We start from the raw sequence: 22107 nt of genomic DNA, 5'->3' as shown, positions 1-22107 counted from the left end.
CCGATTGCACTAGAGCGGTGCACAAACGGGGAGCTAGTATAGAGCCCATCACCGGCGAGGGCGACCGACTATTGTCGGATTCCGGCAAGTTTTTTGATTTATTTTACGACCGACAATCGAAATGCAACATTAACGTCCGACAGACACCCGCCTTGAAAGCTGTCGGACGCAACACCACATCTAGGCTTATCATGCTTTTTCCCTGCGACCTGCTGTTGCAGGCGATCTTTTTCGTTGCTGCGCGGCTTGCCGGGCAGGCGTGACCCAGAGGTACGTTATGTCCGAATTCCAGCTCGTCACCCGCTTCCAGCCCGCCGGCGACCAGCCCGAGGCCATCCGCCTGATGGTCGAAGGCATCGACGCCGGCCTGGCCCACCAGACCCTGCTCGGGGTGACCGGCTCGGGCAAGACCTTCAGCATCGCCAACGTGATTGCCCAAGTCCAGCGCCCCACTCTGGTGCTGGCCCCGAACAAGACCCTGGCCGCGCAGTTGTACGGCGAGTTCAAGGCGTTCTTCCCGAACAACGCCGTCGAGTACTTCGTTTCCTACTACGACTACTACCAGCCGGAAGCCTACGTGCCCTCCTCCGATACCTTTATCGAGAAGGATGCGTCGATCAACGACCATATCGAACAGATGCGCCTGTCGGCGACCAAGGCCCTGCTGGAGCGCAAGGACGCCATCATCGTCACCACGGTGTCCTGCATCTACGGCCTGGGCAGCCCGGAAACCTACCTGAAGATGGTCCTGCACGTGGACCGTGGCGACAAGCTCGACCAGCGCGCCCTGCTGCGTCGCCTGGCCGACCTGCAATACACCCGCAACGACATGGACTTCGCCCGTGCCACCTTCCGCGTGCGCGGCGACGTGATCGACATCTACCCGGCCGAATCCGACCTGGAAGCGATCCGGATCGAGTTGTTCGATGATGAAGTGGAAAGCCTGTCGGCCTTCGACCCGCTGACCGGCGAAGTCATCCGCAAACTGCCGCGCTTCACCTTCTATCCGAAAAGCCACTACGTGACGCCGCGGGAAACCCTGCTCGACGCCATCGAAGGGATCAAGGCGGAGTTGCAGGAACGCCTGGAATACCTGCGCAGCAACAACAAGCTGGTGGAAGCCCAGCGCCTTGAGCAACGCACCCGCTTCGACCTGGAGATGATCCTCGAACTGGGTTACTGCAACGGCATCGAAAACTACTCGCGCTACCTCTCGGGACGCGAAGCCGGCGCACCGCCACCGACACTCTACGATTACCTGCCGGCCGATGCGCTGCTGGTGATCGACGAATCCCACGTCAGCGTTCCGCAGGTCGGTGCCATGTACAAGGGCGACCGTTCGCGCAAGGAAACCCTGGTGGAGTACGGCTTCCGCCTGCCCTCGGCACTGGACAACCGGCCGATGCGCTTCGACGAGTGGGAAGCCATCAGCCCGCAGACCATCTTCGTTTCCGCAACCCCCGGCAACTACGAGGCCGAACACGCCGGCCGGGTCGTCGAACAGGTGGTACGCCCAACCGGCCTGGTGGACCCGCAAGTGGAAATCCGCCCGGCACTGACCCAGGTCGACGACCTGCTCTCGGAAATCTCCAAGCGCGTGGCCGTGGAAGAGCGGGTACTGGTCACCACCCTGACCAAGCGCATGGCCGAGGACCTGACCGACTACCTCGCCGACCATGGCGTGCGCGTGCGCTACCTGCACTCGGACATCGACACCGTCGAGCGGGTGGAAATCATCCGCGATCTGCGCCTGGGGACCTTCGATGTGCTGGTGGGGATCAACCTGCTGCGCGAAGGCCTGGACATGCCGGAAGTCTCGCTGGTGGCGATTCTCGATGCGGACAAGGAAGGCTTCCTGCGCTCCGAACGCTCGCTGATCCAGACCATCGGTCGCGCCGCCCGTAACCTCAATGGCCGGGCCATCCTCTACGCCGACCGGATCACCGGCTCCATGGAGCGCGCCATCGGTGAAACCGAGCGCCGTCGCGACAAGCAGATCGCCTTCAACCTGGCCAACGGCATCACCCCCAAGGGCGTGTTCAAGGACGTCGCCGATATCATGGAAGGCGCCACCGTGCCCGGCTCGCGCAGCAAGAAGCGCAAGGGCATGGCCAAGGCCGCCGAGGAAAACGCCCGCTACGAAAACGAACTGCGCTCGCCGAGCGAGATCGGCAAGCGCATTCGCCAGTTGGAAGAAAAGATGTACCAACTGGCCCGCGACCTGGAGTTCGAGGCGGCCGCGCAGATGCGCGACGAGATCGGCAAGCTGCGTGAGCGATTGCTGACGGTCTGATCCAGAGGTTGTCCACAGCCCTTGTGGGAGCCGGGCTTATTGATAGCCCGTTCAGTCCAGCAACATCGCCAGCAGCACCAACGCCAGCAAGCCGGTATAGATCCCGGCATGCAGGCGGTCCGGAATGCGCCCGATCAGGGGGCTCACCAGGCGCATTCCCGCCAGCGATCCGAGGATCAGCACGCCGAACGCCGGCAGATCCACATAGCCGGCGAACCACGGCCCCAATCCCAGCGGGCGGAACCCGGCGAGAGCGACATAGGTCAGGGTCCCCACCACCGCCACCGGCACGCTCAGCGGATTGGCCATCGCCGTCGCCAGCGTCATGCTCAGGCCATTGCGGCGCAACAGCGGCACGGTCATGACACTGCCGCCGACCCCGAGAAAGGTCGCCACGGCACCGATCAACAGGCCGCCGCCCACCGTGACGGCAGGCTTGAGCGGTTTCGCCGGGGAGGCCAGCGCCTGCTGCATGAAACCGCGCCGCGCCAGGCAATCCACCAGGGTCAGGCCCAGGTAAACGATAAACGCCCAGCGTACCGTCTCGCTGCTCACCAGGCTCGCCAGCACCGCCCCCGATACCGAGCCAAGGCCGATGAATCCCGCCAGGGGCCAGATCCACGCGCGCCGCAGGTTACCGGCACGCCGGTGCTTGCCCGTGGCGATCAGGGCATTGACGATCATCACGCAGGTCGAGGTCGCCACGGCGATCTGCATCGCCGCTCCGCTGATCGCCGGGTCCGGACTGTCGCCCAGGATGCGGTACAACAACGGCACCACGACAAAACCGCCACCGAAACCGAACAGCACGCTGGTCATGCCAGCCAGTGCACCAAACAGCGCCAACAGCCCATAGAGCATCACATCGGGTCCTTTCTGGAAGAGAGAAGCCCACCTTAAGCCGGCAACATCTGGCGTGCTTGCGCAAGCCAGTCAATACTGTTTGAGTTTCGGCCAGACAAATCCCGCCATGCGCAATACCGCCCTCGCCCTCTACGATCACCTGCCCCAAACAGTGATCGCCATCGGCACCGATTATCCCCACGGTCACCTGCTGGCCCGCCATCAGCACCGGCGGGCGCAATTGCTCTATGGCGCCACAGGGGTGATGCATGTGCTGACCGATGACGGTAACTGGATCGTCCCGCCACAGCGTGCGGTCTGGATTCCCCCCGGGGTGCCACACCAGGTGCTGATGCTCGGGGTCAGTACCCGCAGCCTGTACATCGAGCCGACGGCCGCCGGGGCGATGAGCCCGACGTGCCAGGTGCTGGAAGTCTCTACCCTGCTGCGGCAACTGCTGATCGCCGCCGTCGAGATGCCGGTGGCGTACGACGAACAGGGCCGCGATGGCGCGTTGATCACGCTGGTGCTGCATGAACTGGCCAGCGCCAGCAGCCTGCCACTGCATATTCCCCTGCCCCGGGACCCGCGCCTGCTGCCACTGTGCCAGGCCTTCGTCGAGCAACCGGATATCCGCCAGTCGCCCCAGGCCTGGGCGGACCGCCTGCATCTTAGCCTGCGCAGTTTCGGCCGGCTGTTCCAGGAGCAGGTCGCCCTGAGCTTTTCACACTGGCGCCAGCGTGTCTGCGTGGTGCAGGCCCTGGCCCGCCTGAGCGCAGGCGAAGCGGTGACACGGATCGCCCTGGACTTCGGCTACCAGAGCCCGGCGGCGTTCTCCACCATGTTCCGCCGGGTGCTGGGTCGATCCCCCAGCAGTTTCCTGCACACTTCGGCTACCTTATGACGACATGCCCGAAAAGGACCACGCCCATGCATATCCTCAACGCCCGGCTGCGCCACCGCGAAGGCCTGTACGACCTGCACCTGGAGGACGCACGGATCGCGAGCATCACCCCGCAAACCGGCCTGCTGGCAGCCGGCCCGGCGGACCTCGACGCCCGGGGCAACCTGGTGGTGCCGCCGTTCGTCGAGCCGCATATCCACCTCGACGCGACCCTCACCGCCGGCGAACCGCGCTGGAACATGAGCGGCACCCTGTTCGAAGGCATCGAATGCTGGGGTGAACGCAAGGCCACCATTACCCACGAGGACACCAGGACGCGGGCGAAAAAGACCATCCGCAACCTCGCCGCCCACGGCATCCAGCATGTACGCACCCACGTCGATGTCACCGACCCGGAACTGACGGCGCTCAAGGCCATGCTCGAGGTGCGCGAGGAAACCCGGCACCTGATCGACCTGCAGATCGTGGCCTTTCCCCAGGAGGGCATCGAGTCCTATCGCAATGGCCGCGAACTGATGGTCGAGGCGATCAATCTCGGCGCCGATGTGGTCGGCGGTATTCCCCATTTCGAATACACCCGCGACCAGGGCGTCTCGTCGGTGATGTTCCTGATGGACCTGGCGGAGAAGACCGGCTGCCTGGTGGACGTGCATTGCGACGAAACCGACGACCCGCACTCACGCTTTCTCGAGGTCCTCGCCGAAGAGGCCCGCAGCCGTGACATGGGTTCGCGGGTGACCGCCAGTCACACCACGGCCATGGGTTCCTATGACAACGCCTACTGCGCCAAGCTGTTCCGCCTGCTCAAGGCCTCGGGCATCAGTTTTGTCTCCTGCCCCACCGAAAGCATCCACTTGCAGGGCCGCTTCGACAGTTTTCCGAAACGCCGCGGCGTGACCCGCGTGGATGAGTTGCTGCAAGCCGGGATGAATGTCTGTTTCGGCCAGGACTCCATCGTCGACCCGTGGTATCCACTGGGCAACGGCAATATCCTGCGGGTGCTGGAGGCCGGGTTGCATATCTGCCACATGCTCGGTTATCGCAATCTGCAGAACGCCCTGGACCTGGTCACCGACAACAGTGCCAGGGCCATGGCTCTGGGCGATCGCTACGGCCTGGAAGCCGGGCGCCCGGCCAACCTGCTGATCCTCCCGGCCGACAACGACTACGAAGTGATCCGCAGCCAGGGGCTGCCGCTGTATTCGATTCGCCAGGGAAAAATACTCATGCGACGCGAACCGGCGCGGGTGGAACTGCTGGAGTGATCCACACAGCAGCGGATCGCTACAGCGGCTTCAGGTTCTTCGTCATGTAGACCCGCTGAAAACCCGAGTCCGCGGCGCGGTGGGTTTCGACATAACCCAGCCGCGCATACAGCACCAGGTTCTCGCTCATGGCCTCGTTGGTATACAGACGAATCGCCGGACACCCCGCATCGAGCGCGGCCTGTTCGGCGAACGCCATCAACACCCGACCCAGCCCGCGCCCCTGATATTCAGGAGCAAGCGCCACGTTATCGAGCAACATGACACCCTGCTCGCGGATCAGCACGAGGATCCCGGCCACTTGCCCGGACATCTCCAGCACAAACAGGTGCCCGGCCTGCTGCACGGCGGCATAGTCCTCCAGCATGGGGCCGGGTTCTCGCCCCATTCGCGGGATATAGATGCGGTAGGCCGCATCCACGATGGCCTCGACCCGGGGCAGGTCGCGTGCTTCAGCCAGGCGCATGATCGATTGCATAGTGGGGACTTTCCTTGATCGGCAGGTGCATGGAAAAAGATTGCCTGATATTAATGCCTTATTCCGCCGCCGATGGACCGAGCATGAAATTCGACAAAGCCTACTGCGTCAGCCTGGACGAGAAACTGACGATCTACGATGTCCGCGACCTCAACTTCGACGAGACCGTGGCGTTCGATTCGGCCAGGGAATGCTTCCAGTGCCCGAACGATGCCTGCCGTACGGCCTTCGACAGCACCAACCAGTTGACCACCTACAATGCCACGAATGTGCGTTTCAAGCGTACCCCGCACTTCAGGAACATGCCCAGCACCCGGCACCTGGCGGACTGTCCGTACCTGAGCCCGGAAACCGCCCCCGGCGTCCTCGATCCCGACCATCCGCAGGACGAGATCGAGGGCGAACAGAACTTCCCGGTCGAACTGCTGCTGACCCGCCGCGTCTACACGCGCAAGGCGCCCGCCGGCAACGACACCCGCCTGCCGGCGGCGGCACCCGATGTCGTACTACCGCCAGCCGAGAGCAGCGCCGACAACGCGCCCAAGGCGGTGCCGAACCGCACCAGCGTATTTGCCCATCCGGTGGAGTGCTTTGTCTCCAACTTCGCCAACAGGGAACTGCTCAAGCGCATGCCGCTGACCATCGGCGAGCAGAGCCTGAACTACCAGGCCTTCTTCAAGAAAGTCGAGTACTGCCAGGACCGCAAGGGCCTGATCTACTGGGGCCGGATCAAGGAAATCAAGGATTACGGGAGCAGCTTCAGCATCGTCTTCGACAAACCGGTCTGGGCCGACAAGAAGCGCTGTTCGGTGAATGTCTACCTGAGCAAGGGCCTGATCGAAAGCTACCGCCAGCGCACGGCGTTTCTTGCCGAAATCAAAAGCGTGATCGACCAGGCCGACGATCTCTACTGCTTCTTCTACGGCGTCACCCCGGAGTTGAAACAGGTGCCGAGCAAGAAAAACCCGGAGCAGACCTTCAGTGTCTTCAGTTGTGAAATCGAGAACCTGGATCACTTCCTGATTCGCCAGGCGCCAGGACTCGACGCGGGTTGAACCGGCTCACTCGGACGCGGTGGAAAGACCGGCCGAGGGCCCCGCCCACTGGTAGGTCTTGTGGGCCGCGCAGCGGGTGTCGGCGGCCTTGGAGCGGTCGAAGACGAACTCAAACGTCACCGCCCCCTGATAATCCGTGCGCACGATGCGATTGATATCGAGCATGTGCCAACTGCCATCCTGCTTCAATGAGTCCGGCGAGTGATAGGCGTCGCTGCCCCTGACCACGCCCTGCCGGTTCAGCGTATCCAGGTGAAAATTGATATTGGCCTTGTTGCCGCCGCCCTGGCCGTCGCTGCGGACGATCCGGTAGCGCACCGCACTGACATCGAAATAGGCCGTGTTGCCGGCGGAGGCGAACACCACCCTGGCCTCCAGCTCCCCGCGAAAGCGTCCCACCGAGCAGGAAAAATAATCGGTGCGACTGCCCACCAGCAGTTCCGCCGGCGTGGACTCGATGCCGTCGGTGGCGGTGGAAGATGCCGCGATCCTGTCGCTGGAGTCCAGCCCGGGCCCCGGCTGCGCGCTACTGGAACAGGCCGTGAACACCAGGCCGGCACACAGCCATGTACTGAATAAACCTCTGACAGCTCTCATCAACGAATTCCCTTTGAATGAATCGAAAACCCGGGCCCGTCTCCACGGCCCGATCCGGGCGAGGCCGTCATCGGCCTTCACCCCATCGACTCATTCAAGCCAAAACCGCCCGCTGCGGACAAGAGCACAACCGCACCGCCGCGGGACGGGCGAGTCCGATCCCGGTGTCGGAGTCGAACCGCGCCCGTGCCGGTCGTCAGCCCTGGCGCCGGGCAGCGCCGAACAGATGGACGCTCTGCAGCTCGCCCGCCTGCGCCACCAGGCGAATCGGCGCGGTGCCGCCGGGCATGCTGACCCGGACCTCGCCCGCCGCGACCCAGCCGGCTCGCCAGGCCGCACAGGCCACGGCACTGGCGCTGGTGCCCGAGGACGCGGTCGGCCCTTCGCCGCGCTCGAACACCCGCGCTTGCAGGTGCCCGGGGCCCGCGAGCGTCGCCCACTGCAAATTGACACCGGCCGGACACGGCACGCCAGTCCCCACGGGCGGCGCAAAGGCAATCGCGGTCAAGCCGGTTTCCAGGGCCGGTTCGAGCATCTGCGCATTGCTCGGCAACGCCGATGCCTCGTCGACCAGGGTCACGCAATGGGGATTGCCGATCCGCACGAACTGGCTGCGCTGCCAGGCGCTGTTCAGCCTCGCCAGACCCGGGATATGGCTCAGGTGGCGGCCATTCGACCCGGCATCCCCCATACCGGCGGCCGCGACGGCAGCAGGACCGAACGCCGGCTTCCCCAACGCCAGCCAGAAACCCTGGATACCTTCGACCTGTGCCGGCTCGACCACCGTGACCACGGGAGAGCCGCCGCCCGGCTGATCGTGATGGACCCGCAACCGACAGCTTCCTTGCGCCAGCAGCAGGCCTTGCTCGGCCAGCGCCTGGGCGAAAATCGTCAAGCCGTTGCCGCTGCGTTCGGCCAGGGTGCCGTCGGTATTGATGATCAGCAGATCGAAGGGGGCTGCGGACTGGAACGGCCCCACCAGCAGTCCATCGGAACGATGGTGCTTGCCACCTCGCCCGGGTGCCTGGTCGCCCCAGCCGCACAACGCCTCCACCGCCCCCGCGGTCCAGGTCAGCCGCTGCGAGGCCGCCTGCGCCGCGTCCAGCGGCACCTCGAAGCCCAGGCCACGCACTTCATCGGGGCTCGCCACGGCATAGATATTCCCGCGTGCGTCGTAAAACGTCGGCATACGCCCTCTCTGCAAGCGTTCACTGGAGCCCACCACTCTAGCCTTGATCGGTCGCGGAAAAAATATTCCCGCGCAGGCATTTTCCCGCGGATTGGCTAGGCTCCTGTCTGTCGATGTCCTGCTGTCGTCGACGCGCGAACCCCTATCTTTCGCAGAGGACATACCATGAACAGCAAGGACCCCGTGGCAGAGCTGTACCGTGAAGGCCGCAAGCAGTTTATCGAGCTGGTACCTGATGGCGGCGCACGCCTGGATGCGCTGTTTCATACCGCGCCGGCATTGGGCGAATTGGCGGTCGGCGTCGTCTACGGCCATCTGCACGAGCGCCCCGGTCTCGATCCGCGGTTGCGCGAAGCCGCGACCTTCGCCGCCATCGTTGCCGCCGGCATGGTCGGGCCACCGCTCAGCGTGCATTTCAAGACCGGCCTGGCTTCGGGCCTGGCTCCCGGCGAATACACCGAACTGCTGTTGCAGGCCTCTGCCTTCACCGGCTTCCCACGCGCGGTAGCCACCGCCGACCAGCTCAACCATCTGTTTGCCGACGCCGGAATGGTTTCGCCACCGGCCAGGCCGCCAAGGGCCGTGGTGCTGGCGTTCTGTGACACGGTGCGGGAAAACCATGACCACAGCCCTTTCCCGCTCCCACCGGCAGCACGGGATCTGTTGCGTAAACCCCATCAACTCCAGGCCACCGCCACGGCGGCGGACCGGGTGCTGGTGGAATGCTACCAGGCAGGTCAGCCGGCCCCCCGTGGCGTGTTGCAGTTTCGCGTCGAGGGCGAACAGATCGTCGCCGTGACGCTCTTCACCCCCGACTAGCGCACCAGGCACGGACGCTTGTTGTCGAACGACCAGCCCGGGATCAGGAACTGCATCGCCACGCTGTCATCCCGGGCGCCAAGGCCCATGTTCCGGTAGCACTCATGGGCCCTGGCTACCGCGTCCAGATCCAGCTCGATGCCCAGGCCCGGCTTTTGCGGGACCTGGATAAAGCCGTCGACGATCTGCAACGGCTCGCGGGTCAGGCCCTGGCCGTCCTGCCAGATCCAGTGGGTGTCGATGGCGGTGATCTCACCCGGCGCCGCGGCCGCGACATGGGTAAACATCGCCAGGGAAATGTCGAAGTGGTTGTTGGAGTGCGAACCCCAGGTAAGGCCCCATTCATGGCACATCTGGGCAACCCGGACCGAGCCCTGCATCGTCCAGAAATGCGGATCGGCCAGGGGGATATCGACCGCGTGCAACTGGATCGCATGGCCCATTTCCCGCCAATCGGTGGCGATCATGTTGGTCGCCGTCGGCAGCCCCGTGGCGCGGCGGAACTCGGCCATCACCTCGCGCCCCGAGTAACCGTGTTCCGCACCGCAGGGATCCTCGGCGTAGGACAGCACATCATGCTTGTCGCGGCACAGGGCAATCGCTTCCTTGAGCGACCAGGCACCGTTGGGGTCGAGGGTGATCCGCGCCTGGGGGAAACGTTCGGCCAGGGCCGTCACCGCCTCCATCTCCCGGGCACCGTCGAGCACGCCGCCCTTGAGCTTGAAATCATTGAAACCGTAACGTGTCTGGGCAGCCTCGGCCAGACGGACAATGGCTTCGGGGGTCATCGCCTGCTCATGCCGCAGGCGCAACCAGGCGTCGTCGGCCTCGGCTTCATTGCGATAGGCCAGGTCGGTCCGGGCCCGGTCGCCGATATAGAACAGGTAACCGAGAACCTTGACCGCCTCCCGCTGCTGGCCCTCGCCGAGCAACGCCGCCACCGGCACGCCGAGGAACTGGCCGAGCAGATCGAGCAACGCCGCCTCCAGCGCCGTCACCGCATGAATGGTGATACGCAGGTCGAAGGTCTGTTGCCCGCGCCCGCCCGAATCCCGTTCGGCGAAAGTCTGGCGGACCTGGTTGAGCAGCTTCTGGTAATTGCCGATGGACTGGCCCAGCAGCAGCGAGCGGGCATCCTCCAGGGTGGCGCGAATCCGCTCGCCGCCGGGGACTTCGCCGACGCCCGTGCGCCCGCTGCTATCGGTAATGATCACGATATTACGGGTAAAGAACGGGCCGTGGGCACCGCTGAGGTTCAGCAACATGCTGTCGTGGCCGGCCACCGGGATAACCTGGAAACCGCTGATCACCGGCGTCTGGCCGGCGGCATTGAGGGGCTGTGTAGTCATGGTTCGTACCTGTCGGCAAAAGCGTCGTTCAATGGGGTTTGTTCAGGGCCGGGCTGACGATCCCCGGCAGCGCGTGGGAAGTCTTGGGCCGGGTGCGGGCATAGAACACCAGGATCGCCGCCAGCACCGAGGTCGCGGCCAGGCCGTAGAGGCCGCCCTGGATCGAACCGGTGCGCTCCTCCAGCAAGCCGAAGGTGGCCGGCGCGACAAATCCGCCAAGGTTGCCGGTGGAGTTGATCAGGGCAATGACCCCGGCTGCGATCCGCGCATCCAGGTAGGCCTGGGGAATCGGCCAGAACAGCGACGAGGCGGACTTGAAGCCGATGGCGGCGAAACACACGGCGACAAAGGCGAACACCGGACCGCCGGTGGTGGACATGAACATCCCCGCCGCCGCCGCCAGCAGCGCCGTGGCGACCCAGGCCTGCTGGTGCTTCCACTTGCCCGAGGCCGCCGCGAAGGCGTACATGGCAATGATCGAGATCAGCCAGGGAATGGAGTTGAAGAAGCCCACCTGCAGGTCGCTCAGATCGCCCATTTTCTTGATGATGCTGGGTAGCCAGAAGGTCGCGGCATAGATGGTCAGTTGAATGCAGAAATACAACAGGCAGAACAGCACGATCTGGCGGTCCTTGAGCAGGGTCCAGATCGACGGCTTGACCGGCATCGCCGCCTCGCGGGCACGCTGTTCATCCTCGATCACCTGCACCAGCACGTCCTGCTCGGCGGCGCTCAGCCACTTGGCGTCGCGGGGCGTGGAGTCGAGCCAGAACCAGGTGAAACCGCAGAGCACCACCGAGGCCAGGCCTTCGATGATGAACATCCATTGCCAGCCGTGCCAGCCGAAACCCTCGATCTGTAGCAAGGCCCCCGACAACGGGCCGGAGATCAGTGACGCCACGGCCGAACCGCTGAGGAAGATGGCAATCGCCTTGCCCCGCTCCACACCGGGCAACCAGCGGGTGAAGTAGTAGATCACTCCGGGAAAGAACCCGGCCTCGGCCACACCGAGCAGGAAACGCAGGATATAGAAGTGGGTTTCGTTCTGGACAAAGGCCATCGCCGTGGCGACCAGGCCCCAGGTGAACATGATGCGGGTCAGCCAGAGCCGCGCCCCGACCTTCTGCAGGAACATGTTGGAAGGCACTTCGAACAAGGCATAACCGATGAAGAACAGTCCGGCGCCAAAGCCGTAGGCCGCGGCGCCGATGCCCAGGTCATGCTCCAGGTGCGTGCGCACGAAGCCGATATTCACCCGGTCGATGTAGTTGACGATAAACATGATGACGAACAGCGGCAGTACATGGCGCTTGACCTTCGCCACGGCGACGGCCAGCAGTGAATCACGCTCCGGTATTCCGGACGGATCGAGGGTGTTGTTCACGACGGTCTCCCACGGGTTATTTTTGTGTGCGGGGTGCTGGCTCAGCCGAACCAGTCGACAGTCATCATACGAGTAGAAAAATCTGCTAACAAGTCCCTTCGGATTGCCTGGTGCTTGGCGATTTTTCAAAGCAATGACAGAACAATAATCAACCTATTGTTTTTATTATAAATTTATCAGATAAACCGAACAGATCATCGCATCATACAGCTTATCATCGTTTGAAAATCATCAGAAAATCACCAGGGAACGGCTGCAAAAACCAAGCTTGTCATACATGTTTAACAGCCCTGTGCACAGCTTGTCTGACGAGTGTTAAGCTCATGCTTCACTCCTGCGCGACACGACCATGAGCCTTGATACCGACCTCCCTGCACCACGCCGCAAGCGCACGCCCAACCTGGCTACCGACCTGGTCAATCACCTGACCCAACAGATCCGCCTGGGCCAGTTGAAACCGGGGGAAAAGCTGCCCTCGGAAAGCACCATCGTGCGTGAACACAAGGTCAGCCGCACGGTGGTCCGCGAGGCGATCTCCAAGCTGCAGGCCTCGGGCTGGGTGGAAACCCATCACGGGGTCGGCAGTTTCGTGCTGGAACGCGAGGAAGCCCATGGCCTGCGCCTGAGCGCCGACACCGCGCTGAGCGTGCGCGACATCCTCGAACTGCGCCTGGGCCTGGAGACCCAGGCCGTCGCCCTGGCGGCACGGCGGCGCAGCGCCGAACACCTGCGGCAGATGCGCGAAGCCCTCGACGAATACCAGAGCCTGCTGGCCAACAACGACAGTTGCGTGGCCGCCGACCAACGCTTCCACCTGTTGATCGCCGAGGCCACCGGCAATCCGTATTTCGCCGAGATCCTGTTGCACCTGGGGCAGTCGATGATCCCGCGGACCCAGGTGCAGGGGGCCGAGCGCGGCGACGCCGACCTTGCGCAACTGGGGCAGTTGGCCAATCAGGAGCATGAAGCGATTCTGAATGCGATCCAGCGCCAGGATGCCGATGCGGCACGGGCGGCGATGTGGACCCACCTGAGCAACAGTCGGGAACGGTTCTCCCGGGAATAACACGCCGATCGTTCCCACGCCCTGCGGGGGAATGCCTCACTGGACACGCTGCGTCCGCTTTTGTGACGCAAAACGCTCAGACCGGAATCCGTCGACAGTCCTCCGGCCCCAGCAGTCGCCCGTCTGCAGCCCGCAGCTCCAGCGGCCTGAGGGGCAAGCCCTGTTCGCGGTCGACCATCCGCGAATGCTGTTCCTGTGGGCCGTAGAAATAGGTCTCGCCCCACTGGCGCAAGCCGATGATCAGATTGAACAACCCCCTGCCCTTTTCCGTCAGCACATATTCCTGGTAGGCACTGCCATCCGAGGCCGGAACGACCGTCAACACGCCGTGCCCCACCAGGTTTTTCAAACGGGCGGCAAGGATGTTCTTGGCCAGACCGAGGTTGCGCTGAAACTCGCCAAAACGCCGGATGCCGTCGAAGGCGTCGCGGATGATCAGCAGCGACCAACCGTCGCCTATGGCATCCAGTGAACGGGCTACCGGGCATTCGGCGGCTTCCAGGCTGGAACGCTTGACCATGGCTCGGGCTCCTGCGGAAAAATGTGGTTGCAATATAAAACCACTCCCTCTAGGGTACAACTGGTTTTAAAAAGCAACCAGATCACCAGGAGCCCATCATGGCATTGGAAGTCCCACTCACCACCGATACACAAGCCCCGGCCACGGGGCTTGGCGCGGCAGTCGTGCTGCTGTTCGCCGTCGCCTGCGGGCTCTCGGTGGGCAATGTCTATTTCGCCCAGCCGCTGCTGGATGCCATGGCCGAGACCTTTGCCATGGACCACGCCCTCGTGGGCGGCGTGATAACCCTGACCCAGGTCGGCTACGGCCTGGGACTGCTGTTGCTGGTGCCCCTCGGCGACCTGCTCGACCGCCGGCGGCTGATCGTCGGGCAGATGCTGGTGTCGGTGCTGGCGTTGCTGCTCAGCGCCCTGGCTCCCGACAGCTTCTGGCTGCTGTTGGGCATGGGCCTGGTCGGACTGCTGGCGGTGGTGACCCAGACCCTGGTGGCCTATGCCGCCCAACTGGCAGCGGCGGGTGAACGGGGCAAGGTGGTCGGCACGGTGACCAGCGGCATCGTGGTCGGCCTGTTGCTGGCGCGCAGCGTTTCCGGCGGCATGGCCGACCTGGCCGGCTGGCGTTCGGTCTATCTGCTGTCGTCGGGACTGACGCTGGTCATGGCGCTGGCGCTCTGGCGGGTGTTGCCCAGGCACGAACCGGCCAAGGCGCGGCAGGCGTACGGAGCGCTGATCCTGTCGGTGTTCAGTCTGTTCCGGGAGGAAAAGATCCTGCGTGACCGGGCCGCGCTGGCGATGCTGATCTTCGCCGCCGGGACGGTGCTGTGGACACCGCTGGTCCTGCCCCTGAGCGCCCCGCCGCTGTCGCTGTCGCATACCGAGATCGGCCTGTTCGGCCTCGCCGGGGCAGCCAGCGCCCTGGCCGCCGCCCGCGCCGGACACTGGGCGGATCGCGGCCGGGCGCAATGGACCAGCGGCCTGTCGCTGCTGCTGATGCTGTTGTCGTGGCTGCCGATCGCCTTTACCCAATCGTCGCTCTGGGCCTTGCTGCTGGGGGTGATCACCCTCGACCTGGGCTTGCAGGCGGTGCACGTCACCAGCCAGGCCCTGATCTACAGCGTCAGGCCACAGGCGCAAAGCCGGTTGGCGGCGGGCTACATGCTGTTCTATTCGATCGGCAGCGCAGCCGGGGCCCTCGGGGCCACGGCGATGTACGCGTGGGCGGGCTGGCTGGGCGTGTGCCTGCTGGGGGCGGGAATCAATGCCCTGGCGCTGGGGTACTGGGGGTGGTCACTGCGGGTGGTGAAAAATCCTTGAATAAGGGCCGCCTGGGCCGGCCTATTCGCGGGCAAGCCCACTCCCACAAGGGGGCGGGCCAACCACAAATACCGTACACCCCGCTGTCCCTGTGGGAGCGGGCTTGCCCGCGAAGGCGCCAGCCCTGGCGCCCAAGGGTTTCAATCCTTGCCGCGCACCATGCTTTCCAGCACGCCATCCCGACGAATCAAGCCATGGAACAAGGCTGCCGCCAGGTGCATCAGCACCGTCAGGAACAACAGGTACGCCAGGTAGCCGTGGGCCTTGCGCAGGAAGGCAAAGGTCGTGGCATTGGCCGAGAGCAGTGGCGGCAGTTCAATCGAACTGCTGAGCATCACCGGATCACCGGCCGCCGAAATCATCGCCCAGCCCAGCAGCGGCAATACCAGCATCAAGGCGTATAGCAACACGTGGGACAGCTTTGCCGCCAGCACCTGCCAGCCCGGCAGATCCTCTGGCAAGGGCGGTTGCCGGGTGCTGAAGCGTACGACCAGACGCACGATCACCAACGCCAGGATCGCGATGCCCAGCGGCTTGTGCAGATGGATCAGCCACTCATGCCGGGCCGACACCGACGCCACCATCCCGGCACCGATAAACAGCATCGCCAGGATCATCAGCGCCATCAGCCAGTGCAGCAGGCGCGCCAGGGGGGCGAAATGCTTCGAAGGGGCGCTCATGGGCGGGACTCCTGTTTGGCGTGACCGGCAGGCAGCTGGCCGACTTCACTGGTGCGACGCAGATAGGAACTGGCATAGGCCGCCGAGCGCGCCGCCAGCAACGGATCGGCCGAGGCCTCGATGCCACTGGGCAGTACCAGCGGGTCGTAGTTGATGTCGCGGCAATCGCCGCTGTCTTGCGGTTGCGTGCTCTCCAGCACCAGGGTCCCGGCGTTGAGTACCTTGTGCTCGCCGCTCCAGGCCTTGCTCGCGTCATCGGTCGGATCGCCGGGATTGGCCAGGGTAATGCGCAATTGCCATTTCAACGGGCCGGCCGCCAGCCGCTGTTCCAGGTCCTGGTTCAGGAAATCGGCACCTGCCGGGGCCACGGCACCCGGGGCATCCTGGCTCAACGGTACATACCCCCAACGGACCGCCTGGCGCTGGCCGGCGGCGTTCACCAGGTAGAAGGCGTTCAGCCCGTTGTAGCTTTCGGTGGCATAGCTGGCCGATGGCCTGGCGGTCTTGACCCACTGCAGGAACGGCGCGGTTTCCGGGTGACCGGCAAAAAACGCCGCCATTGCCGCCGGGTTCGGCTTGCCGGTAGTCGGGTCCGGCGCGGAAGCCTTGAGCTGCTCGAAGAAGGCTTCCGGCGTGCCCACCGGGAATACCGGCATGCTGTTCATCCCGGTGCGCCATTGCTGGCCGTTGGCGAGGATGAAACGCAGGCCCAGGCTGCGGATCGGCACACTGCTGTCCGGCGCGTAGGGGTTGCCGCTGGGCAGGGCAAAACGTCCTTCCACCGGCACGCTGCCCGCGGCGAACACCTTGGCAATCGAATACGGCCGCGCTTCATCGCTGCTTTCGAAATAACCGGCGACGCACACACCCTTGGCATGGTTGCGCCGGAACCCCGGATGCAGGCCATTGTTTTTCTCGAAGGTATCGACAATACGCGTCGGTGTCAGGCGCTGCGGGTCGAGCCGGCCGCTGACGTAGGCAAAGGCCCCGGCCAGGGCCGCGACCACCACGGCGATAGCGGCCAGGCGCAGGGCCTTGCTCGAACCGCTGAGGGGCGGCGGGGTGTGATCTACCATGAAAAAACTCCAGGGCCTCAGGCGGCCACACGGTGAAGGAGCTATAAGACGAAGGTCGCGATGGTTTATTCCAGGCGCCCAGATTTATTTTTCGAATATTTATTTTCCGGCCATTGGAATAACCTTCGAGTCCAGACGTCTTGCTAGTCCAAGATGACAGGTGAAGAACCTGCAGGATTCCATGAACGATCTCGACGAACAGCTACGTGAACTGATTCCCCGCATGCGGCGCTTCGCCGTGTCGCTGACCCGTAATCCTAGCAGCGCCGACGATCTGGTCCAGGCCAGCCTGGAGCGGGCGCTGTCCAGTTGGGGCGAAAAACGTCCCGAGGGCGATCTGCGGGCCTGGCTGTTCTCGATCCTCTACCGGCAATTCCTCGACGCCCACCGCCGCAACCGGCGGTATGCGCGGATGCTCGAGTTCTTCACCGGGCGCGACGATGCCCAGCCGTCGGTGGAGCGCACGGTAGTGGCGCAATCGACCCTGGAAGCCTTCGAGCAACTGCCCACCGAGCAACGGGCCCTGCTGCTCTGGGTTTCGGTGGAAGGCTTGAGCTACAAGGAGGTCGCCGAGATCCTCGACGTCCCCACCGGCACCGTGATGTCCCGCCTGTCCCGCGCCCGCCAGGCCTTGCGCCAGATCAGCGACGGCGAAATCACCAGCCCTTCCCTGCGGATACTGAAATGATCACGATTCCTCCCAGCGAACGCGATTTGCACGCCTATGTCGACCATCAGCTCAGCGATGCCGACCGGCAAATGATGGACACCTACCTGGCCACCCACCCGGAACTGGCCCGGCAGGTCCGCGACTGGCAGCGCGATGCCCAGCACCTGCGTGCCGCCCTCGGCGGGGCGCTGCAGATGCCGGCCAATCCGCAATTGGACCCGGCGATGATCCGCCAACGCCTGCGCGGCCAGTCGCGCCGTCACCTGGCGAGCGCGGCCGTGCTGCTGATCGCCGTGAGCGTCGGTGGCCTCGGCGGCTGGCAGGCGCGGCAGATGAGCTACCCGACCCCGGCACCGATGGCCGACGCGGTGCAGGCCTACCGCATGTTCGCCACCCAGGACATCCTGCCGGCGGACTTCAAGGTCGAACAGAACGGCGACCTGCAAGGCTGGCTCGACCGCTACTTCACCCGCGCCAACCGCCTGCCGAACCTGCAGGGCGCCGGATTCAAGCCGGTCAGCGCGCGCTTGCTGAGCACCGAGCAGGGCGCGGCGGCGATGGTCCTCTACGAAGACCCACAGGGGCGGCGGATCACCTACTACATGCGTCCGCCAGGACCGCAGAACCACCTGCTGGAGCGTGGCCGGCGGCGTGACGGCGAACTCCAGGCCGAGTACTGGTCCGGCGGCGGCTACAACTACGCGATGGTCACCCCGGCCGACACACCGGCGGCACAGGTGCTGCAACAGACCACGCAGTTCTGAGCGCACTGATCGCTCCCGCGCAGAGCGTGGCAACGCTCCTCGAATCCGGCGCGCCCGACTACTCGGGCGCGCCGAAGATCTGCGAAGGCCGGCGCAGCAGCGGATCGAAAGGATTGATCCGCGGCCCGATCACCGCCGCTTCACGCTTGAGCAATTCCACCACCGTCGGCAGGCGGTCCGGCCCGAGGCGGTCACTGATGGTCGCCACGCTCAAGGCGGCGACCGCCCGGCCCTCGCGATCGAGGATCGGCACCGCCACCCCCGCCATTCCCTGCAACACGCCGGTATTGCGCCCGGCGTACCCCAGCTTGCGTACGTTCTCCACTTCCGAACGCAGGAAGACCTCGTCGTACAGGTGAAAATCCCGCAGTCGCGGCAGGTTGTAGCGAATCACCGTCTCCCGCTCATCCTCCGGCAGGAAGGCCAGGATCGCCAGGCTGCCCTGGCCGACGCCCAGCGCCACGCGACCGCCGATATCACCGGTAAAGGTGCGGATCGGAAACGGCCCTTCGCTGCGGTCCAGGCAGATCGCATCGAAACCGCTGCGCGCCAGCAGGAACAGCGAGTCACCGAGGGAGGCCGACAAACGCAGCAATGCCGGACGCACCAGTTCGCGCAGATTGCCGCTCTGCCCGGCCCGGGCCGCCAGGGCGAAGAACTCCAGGCTCAGGCGATAACGCTTGCTGCGCCCGTCCTGCTCGACCATCCCTTCCTCCACCAGGCTGCGCAGCAGGCGGTGGGTGGTTGGCTGGGACAAGCCGATGTTCTCCGCCAGCTGGGTCACCCGCTCGCCGTTTTCCGGTGTCTGTCCCAGGCTGCGCAGTACCGCGAACAGCCGGGACACCGCACCGACACCGACTTCATTTTTATTTTCATTCCGCTCAGTGGAATTCATCAGCGTATTTCCAATGTTTAAATTTGCTGAATGAATGAAAGTTAAAATAGTCATTCCTTCAGTGAAATTCAGGCTTTCGCACATCCTAGGCTTCGTCCTACTCTGCGTCCACAAGGGGCGATTCGAACAACACCGGTAGCCGACACACGTCGAGCACCACGCACCCCCGCAACGTCCTTTCGTCTCTGCCCATGACAAAAAAGCGCGCCCCGGCGTGCACAACAAATACAGGTGGAACGCAGTTATGGCCTTTCTACGACTTGAAGGCGTGTGCAAGCGCTATGGCGCCATCGAAGCGGTGGTCGCCACCCAGCTTTGCGTGGACAAGGGCGAGTTCGTCTCGCTGCTCGGTCCCTCCGGTTGCGGCAAGACCACGACCCTGCAGATGATCGCCGGCTTCGTCGAAGTCAGCGCCGGCCGGATCCTGCTCGACAACCGCGACATCACCCACGCCAAGCCCAGCAGCCGCGGCCTCGGCGTGGTGTTCCAGAGCTACGCGCTGTTTCCCCATATGACGGTGCACGACAACGTTGCCTTCGGCCTGCGCATGCGCAAGGTGCCGACGGCCGAAGTCCAGCAGCGGGTGGCGAAGGTCCTGCAGTTGGTACGCCTGGACCGCCACGCCGAGCGTTATCCCCGCGAGCTGTCCGGCGGCCAGCGCCAGCGCGTCGCCCTCGCCCGGGCCCTGGTGATCGAGCCGCCGGTGCTGCTGCTCGACGAGCCGCTGTCCAACCTCGACGCCAATCTGCGTGAAGAGATGCAGTTCGAGATTCGCCGCATCCAGCGCGAAGTCGGCATCACCACGCTGATGGTCACCCACGACCAGGCCGAGGCGCTGTCCATCAGCGATCGCGTGGTGGTGATGGAGGCCGGGCGTATCACCCAGATCGACGAGCCCTACAAACTCTACGAACACCCGCGCACCCGGTTCATTTCCGGTTTTGTCGGCAAGGCCAACCTGCTGCCCGGGGACCGCGACGCCAGCGGCTGTCCGCAAGTGCGCCAGTTGCCGGGCGACGGGGCGTTGACCCTGAGCCTGCGCCCGGAAAAGATCGACCTGCTGGAAGCCGGCCGCGGACGTCTGCAAGGCCGCATCCTCAGTCGTTTTTTCCTCGGCAGCCAGTGGCTGTACCGCGTCGACAGCATGATCGGCGAAGTCACCGTGGTCCGTCGCAATGACGGTTCGGCGCCCCTGGACGAAGGCGTCGCGGTCGGCCTGGACTGGCCGAGCGAACTGCTGCGGGTCCTGGAAAGCGGCGAGGTGCCGGCATGAGCCTGCTGGCCCGCATGCGCGAGGGACGCCACGGCTACCTGCTGTCGGCACCGGCCCTGGCCCTGTATATCGGCCTGCTGGTGCTGCCGCTGGGACTGACCGCCGTCCTCTCGTTCAACGTCTTCGACTACCAGACCGGCATCAAGGGCGATGCCTACACCCTGGAACACTACGGCGTGCTGCTCAGCGACCCGTACTTCTACGAAATATTCCTGCGCACCTTCTGGATCAGCGGCCTGACCACCCTGCTCTGCGTGGTGATCGGCGTGCCCGAGGCCTACATCCTCAGCCGCATGGGCACGCCGTGGCGCTCGATCTTCCTGATCCTGATCCTCACGCCGCTGCTGATTTCGGTGGTGGTCCGGGCCTTTGGCTGGAGCCTCCTGCTGGGTGCCGACGGCCTGGTCAACCAGAGCCTGCAAGCCATCGGCCTGGCGCCGATGAAACTGCTCTACACGCCGTTCGCGGTGGTGATCGCCCTGGTCCACGTGATGCTGCCGTTCATGATCATCCCGGTCTGGACTTCGTTGCAGAAGCTCGACCCCGCCGCCGAACAGGCCGCGCTGTCCCTCGGCGCCAGCCACGCCAAGGTGATGCGCCTGGTGGTACTGCCACAGGTCATGCCCGGGGTGTTGTCCGGCACGCTGATCGTGTTCGGCCTGTCCGCCAGTTCCTTCGCGATTCCCGGCCTGCTCGGCGGGCGACGGCTGAAGATGGTCGCGACGCTGGTCTACGACCAGTACCTGTCGGAACTCAACTGGCCGATGGGCGCGGCGATCGCCGTGGCGCTGCTGCTGCTCAACCTGCTGATCATGCTGTCGTGGAACCGGATGATCGAGCGTCGCTACAAGAAATCCCTGGGGGCCGCGTAAATGTCCAGAAACGGCCCGTTGGCCCTGTTGTTCCACAGCCTGATCGTGGTGTTCATGATGGCCCCGCTGGTGGTGGTGTGCCTGGTGGCCTTCACTCCGGAAAACACCCTGAGCCTGCCGACCACGGATTTCTCGTTGCGCTGGTTCCGCGCGGTGTTCGAACGCGCAGACTTCGTCCAGGCGTTCTACAACAGCCTGATCCTGGCCTTCAGCGCCGCCACCCTGGCAACCCTGATCGCCGTCCCGGCCGCCCTGGCGATGACCCGCCATCAGTTCCCCGGGCGGGACTTTCTCAATGGCCTGTTCCTCTCGCCGATCATCATCCCGCACCTGGTCCTCGGGGTGGCGCTGTTGCGGCTGTTCGCCCTGATGGGGGTCAACGGCAGCTTCAGCTGGCTGATCTTCGCCCATGTGCTGGTGATCACGCCCTATGTGCTGCGCCTGGTCCTGGCCGCCGCCATCGGCCTGGACCGCAGCGCCGAGCAGGCCGCCGAATCCCTCGGCGCCGGACGCTTCACGCTGTTCCGCCAGATCACCTTGCCGATGATCCTGCCCGGCGTGGCCGGCGGCTGGCTGCTGGCCTTTATCAACAGTTTCGACGAGGTGACGCTGTCGATCTTCGTCACCTCCCCCGCGACCCAGACGCTGCCGGTACGCATGTACGTGTACGCCACCGAATCCATCGACCCGATGATGGCGGCCGTTTCGGCCCTGGTGATCGCGCTGACCGCCTTGACGATGATTCTGCTCGACCGGGTCTATGGCCTGGATCGGGTACTGGTAGGAAAACAATGAGGGCGAT

General features: G+C 64.4%; 22 protein-coding genes. 12 read left to right on the top strand and 10 right to left on the bottom strand.

Features of this window, described 5'->3' with window-relative positions; all coding sequences use genetic code 11:
• Positions 1–277 precede the first annotated feature (277 nt).
• Positions 278–2293: an excinuclease ABC subunit UvrB gene (gene uvrB / locus HX881_RS22360; protein ID WP_017129491.1), complete on the top strand. Its 2016-nt coding sequence runs from the start codon at positions 278–280 to the stop codon at positions 2291–2293.
• 51 nt (positions 2294–2344) lie between these two features.
• Here the strand turns inward: uvrB and HX881_RS22355 are convergent, their stop codons facing one another.
• Positions 2345–3154 (bottom strand): sulfite exporter TauE/SafE family protein, encoded by an 810-nt coding sequence (locus tag HX881_RS22355; RefSeq protein WP_177086640.1) that lies wholly within the window; start codon positions 3152–3154, stop codon positions 2345–2347.
• A 109-nt stretch (positions 3155–3263) separates the two neighbouring features.
• Between HX881_RS22355 and HX881_RS22350 the strand changes: the two genes are divergently transcribed.
• The gene (locus HX881_RS22350; RefSeq protein ID WP_177086638.1) at positions 3264–4040 is read left to right on the top strand and encodes an AraC family transcriptional regulator; all 777 of its coding nucleotides are present in this window, start codon (positions 3264–3266) and stop codon (positions 4038–4040) included.
• Between the two features lie 26 nt (positions 4041–4066).
• Complete coding sequence (gene codA, locus HX881_RS22345; protein WP_177086636.1) at positions 4067–5305, top strand: cytosine deaminase; 1239 nt, start codon at positions 4067–4069, stop codon at positions 5303–5305.
• Between the two features lie 19 nt (positions 5306–5324).
• Here the strand turns inward: codA and HX881_RS22340 are convergent, their stop codons facing one another.
• Positions 5325–5783, bottom strand: a complete 459-nt coding sequence (locus HX881_RS22340; RefSeq protein WP_177086634.1) for a GNAT family N-acetyltransferase — start codon at positions 5781–5783, stop codon at positions 5325–5327.
• Positions 5784–5866: 83 nt separating this feature from the next.
• Between HX881_RS22340 and HX881_RS22335 the strand changes: the two genes are divergently transcribed.
• The gene (locus tag HX881_RS22335; RefSeq protein WP_177086633.1) at positions 5867–6838 is read left to right on the top strand and encodes a hypothetical protein; all 972 of its coding nucleotides are present in this window, start codon (positions 5867–5869) and stop codon (positions 6836–6838) included.
• A 6-nt stretch (positions 6839–6844) separates the two neighbouring features.
• Here the strand turns inward: HX881_RS22335 and HX881_RS22330 are convergent, their stop codons facing one another.
• Both HX881_RS22330 and HX881_RS22325 read right to left on the bottom strand, forming a co-directional pair.
• Positions 6845–7435 carry a hypothetical protein gene (locus tag HX881_RS22330; RefSeq protein WP_017129497.1) on the bottom strand — a complete coding sequence of 197 codons (591 nt, stop codon included), beginning with the start codon at positions 7433–7435 and terminating at the stop codon, positions 6845–6847.
• 196 nt (positions 7436–7631) lie between these two features.
• Positions 7632–8624: a diaminopimelate epimerase gene (locus tag HX881_RS22325; protein WP_177086631.1), complete on the bottom strand. Its 993-nt coding sequence runs from the start codon at positions 8622–8624 to the stop codon at positions 7632–7634.
• Between the two features lie 165 nt (positions 8625–8789).
• On the opposite strand from HX881_RS22325, the gene HX881_RS22320 reads away from it, so the two are divergent.
• A complete protein-coding gene (locus tag HX881_RS22320) occupies positions 8790–9443 on the top strand; it encodes a carboxymuconolactone decarboxylase family protein (RefSeq protein WP_177086629.1) in 654 nt (217 codons plus the stop codon).
• Here the strand turns inward: HX881_RS22320 and gudD are convergent.
• The gene (gene gudD / locus HX881_RS22315) at positions 9440–10792 is read right to left on the bottom strand and encodes a glucarate dehydratase (RefSeq protein ID WP_177086627.1); all 1353 of its coding nucleotides are present in this window, start codon (positions 10790–10792) and stop codon (positions 9440–9442) included. The two genes, HX881_RS22320 and gudD, sit on opposite strands and share 4 nt — an antisense overlap.
• 28 nt (positions 10793–10820) lie before the next feature.
• Positions 10821–12176 carry an MFS transporter gene (locus HX881_RS22310; protein ID WP_177086625.1) on the bottom strand — a complete coding sequence of 452 codons (1356 nt, stop codon included), beginning with the start codon at positions 12174–12176 and terminating at the stop codon, positions 10821–10823.
• A gap of 349 nt (positions 12177–12525) precedes the next feature.
• Between HX881_RS22310 and HX881_RS22305 the strand changes: the two genes are divergently transcribed.
• A complete protein-coding gene (locus HX881_RS22305) occupies positions 12526–13242 on the top strand; it encodes a FadR/GntR family transcriptional regulator (RefSeq protein ID WP_177086623.1) in 717 nt (238 codons plus the stop codon).
• A 76-nt stretch (positions 13243–13318) separates the two neighbouring features.
• Here HX881_RS22305 and HX881_RS22300 read toward each other — a convergent pair whose 3' ends face one another.
• Positions 13319–13762, bottom strand: a complete 444-nt coding sequence (locus HX881_RS22300) for a winged helix-turn-helix transcriptional regulator (protein WP_103033061.1) — start codon at positions 13760–13762, stop codon at positions 13319–13321.
• Positions 13763–13860: 98 nt separating this feature from the next.
• On the opposite strand from HX881_RS22300, the gene HX881_RS22295 reads away from it, so the two are divergent.
• Positions 13861–15075: an MFS transporter gene (locus HX881_RS22295; RefSeq protein WP_177086621.1), complete on the top strand. Its 1215-nt coding sequence runs from the start codon at positions 13861–13863 to the stop codon at positions 15073–15075.
• 140 nt (positions 15076–15215) lie between these two features.
• Here the strand turns inward: HX881_RS22295 and HX881_RS22290 are convergent, their stop codons facing one another.
• Both HX881_RS22290 and HX881_RS22285 read right to left on the bottom strand, forming a co-directional pair.
• Positions 15216–15755 (bottom strand): cytochrome b, encoded by a 540-nt coding sequence (locus HX881_RS22290; RefSeq protein WP_017129505.1) that lies wholly within the window; start codon positions 15753–15755, stop codon positions 15216–15218.
• Complete coding sequence (locus tag HX881_RS22285) at positions 15752–16831, bottom strand: catalase family peroxidase (RefSeq protein ID WP_017129506.1); 1080 nt, start codon at positions 16829–16831, stop codon at positions 15752–15754. The genes HX881_RS22290 and HX881_RS22285 overlap by 4 nt, the downstream gene beginning before the upstream one ends.
• Before the next feature lie 181 nt (positions 16832–17012).
• Between HX881_RS22285 and HX881_RS22280 the strand changes: the two genes are divergently transcribed.
• Both HX881_RS22280 and HX881_RS22275 read left to right on the top strand, forming a co-directional pair.
• Positions 17013–17519 (top strand): RNA polymerase sigma factor, encoded by a 507-nt coding sequence (locus tag HX881_RS22280; protein WP_042937213.1) that lies wholly within the window; start codon positions 17013–17015, stop codon positions 17517–17519.
• Positions 17516–18265, top strand: a complete 750-nt coding sequence (locus HX881_RS22275) for an anti-sigma factor family protein (RefSeq protein WP_177086619.1) — start codon at positions 17516–17518, stop codon at positions 18263–18265. The genes HX881_RS22280 and HX881_RS22275 overlap by 4 nt, the downstream gene beginning before the upstream one ends.
• 58 nt (positions 18266–18323) lie before the next feature.
• Here the strand turns inward: HX881_RS22275 and HX881_RS22270 are convergent, their stop codons facing one another.
• Positions 18324–19163 carry an IclR family transcriptional regulator gene (locus HX881_RS22270; RefSeq protein WP_177086884.1) on the bottom strand — a complete coding sequence of 280 codons (840 nt, stop codon included), beginning with the start codon at positions 19161–19163 and terminating at the stop codon, positions 18324–18326.
• A gap of 241 nt (positions 19164–19404) precedes the next feature.
• Here HX881_RS22270 and HX881_RS22265 point away from each other — a divergent pair, with 241 nt between their 5' ends.
• From HX881_RS22265 to HX881_RS22255, 3 genes are read left to right on the top strand one after another with little or no spacing between them, the layout of a single operon-like run.
• Complete coding sequence (locus tag HX881_RS22265) at positions 19405–20433, top strand: ABC transporter ATP-binding protein (protein WP_177086617.1); 1029 nt, start codon at positions 19405–19407, stop codon at positions 20431–20433.
• The gene (locus tag HX881_RS22260; protein ID WP_017129511.1) at positions 20430–21305 is read left to right on the top strand and encodes an ABC transporter permease; all 876 of its coding nucleotides are present in this window, start codon (positions 20430–20432) and stop codon (positions 21303–21305) included. Before HX881_RS22265 ends, HX881_RS22260 begins: the two co-directional genes overlap by 4 nt.
• Complete coding sequence (locus HX881_RS22255) at positions 21306–22100, top strand: ABC transporter permease (protein WP_017129512.1); 795 nt, start codon at positions 21306–21308, stop codon at positions 22098–22100. It begins immediately after the preceding gene.
• Positions 22101–22107 lie beyond the last annotated feature (7 nt).

This window comes from Pseudomonas gingeri (genome assembly GCF_013386115.1).
In the GTDB taxonomy this organism is placed as follows: Bacteria; Pseudomonadota; Gammaproteobacteria; order Pseudomonadales; family Pseudomonadaceae; genus Aquipseudomonas; species Aquipseudomonas gingeri.
The sequence above is the reverse complement of the archived record's forward strand: the minus strand, read 5'-3'. Positions and strand labels throughout refer to the sequence as shown.

Excerpts from the sequence above, each read along its gene's own strand:
- HX881_RS22290 (WP_017129505.1), bottom strand. The coding sequence starts at position 15,755 with ATGAGCGCCCCTTCGAAGCATTTCGCCCCCCTGGCGCGCCTGCTGCAC.
- HX881_RS22295 (WP_177086621.1), top strand. The coding sequence starts at position 13,861 with ATGGCATTGGAAGTCCCACTCACCACCGATACACAAGCCCCGGCCACG.
- HX881_RS22350 (WP_177086638.1), top strand. The coding sequence starts at position 3,264 with ATGCGCAATACCGCCCTCGCCCTCTACGATCACCTGCCCCAAACAGTG.
- HX881_RS22255 (WP_017129512.1), top strand. The coding sequence starts at position 21,306 with ATGTCCAGAAACGGCCCGTTGGCCCTGTTGTTCCACAGCCTGATCGTG.
- gudD (WP_177086627.1), bottom strand. The coding sequence starts at position 10,792 with ATGACTACACAGCCCCTCAATGCCGCCGGCCAGACGCCGGTGATCAGC.
- codA (WP_177086636.1), top strand. The coding sequence starts at position 4,067 with ATGCATATCCTCAACGCCCGGCTGCGCCACCGCGAAGGCCTGTACGAC.
- HX881_RS22340 (WP_177086634.1), bottom strand. The coding sequence starts at position 5,783 with ATGCAATCGATCATGCGCCTGGCTGAAGCACGCGACCTGCCCCGGGTC.
- uvrB (WP_017129491.1), top strand. The coding sequence starts at position 278 with ATGTCCGAATTCCAGCTCGTCACCCGCTTCCAGCCCGCCGGCGACCAG.
- HX881_RS22305 (WP_177086623.1), top strand. The coding sequence starts at position 12,526 with ATGAGCCTTGATACCGACCTCCCTGCACCACGCCGCAAGCGCACGCCC.
- HX881_RS22275 (WP_177086619.1), top strand. The coding sequence starts at position 17,516 with ATGATCACGATTCCTCCCAGCGAACGCGATTTGCACGCCTATGTCGAC.
- HX881_RS22330 (WP_017129497.1), bottom strand. The coding sequence starts at position 7,435 with ATGAGAGCTGTCAGAGGTTTATTCAGTACATGGCTGTGTGCCGGCCTG.
- HX881_RS22280 (WP_042937213.1), top strand. The coding sequence starts at position 17,013 with ATGAACGATCTCGACGAACAGCTACGTGAACTGATTCCCCGCATGCGG.
- HX881_RS22325 (WP_177086631.1), bottom strand. The coding sequence starts at position 8,624 with ATGCCGACGTTTTACGACGCACGCGGGAATATCTATGCCGTGGCGAGC.
- HX881_RS22335 (WP_177086633.1), top strand. The coding sequence starts at position 5,867 with ATGAAATTCGACAAAGCCTACTGCGTCAGCCTGGACGAGAAACTGACG.
- HX881_RS22285 (WP_017129506.1), bottom strand. The coding sequence starts at position 16,831 with ATGGTAGATCACACCCCGCCGCCCCTCAGCGGTTCGAGCAAGGCCCTG.
- HX881_RS22260 (WP_017129511.1), top strand. The coding sequence starts at position 20,430 with ATGAGCCTGCTGGCCCGCATGCGCGAGGGACGCCACGGCTACCTGCTG.
- HX881_RS22300 (WP_103033061.1), bottom strand. The coding sequence starts at position 13,762 with ATGGTCAAGCGTTCCAGCCTGGAAGCCGCCGAATGCCCGGTAGCCCGT.
- HX881_RS22355 (WP_177086640.1), bottom strand. The coding sequence starts at position 3,154 with ATGCTCTATGGGCTGTTGGCGCTGTTTGGTGCACTGGCTGGCATGACC.
- HX881_RS22320 (WP_177086629.1), top strand. The coding sequence starts at position 8,790 with ATGAACAGCAAGGACCCCGTGGCAGAGCTGTACCGTGAAGGCCGCAAG.
- HX881_RS22265 (WP_177086617.1), top strand. The coding sequence starts at position 19,405 with ATGGCCTTTCTACGACTTGAAGGCGTGTGCAAGCGCTATGGCGCCATC.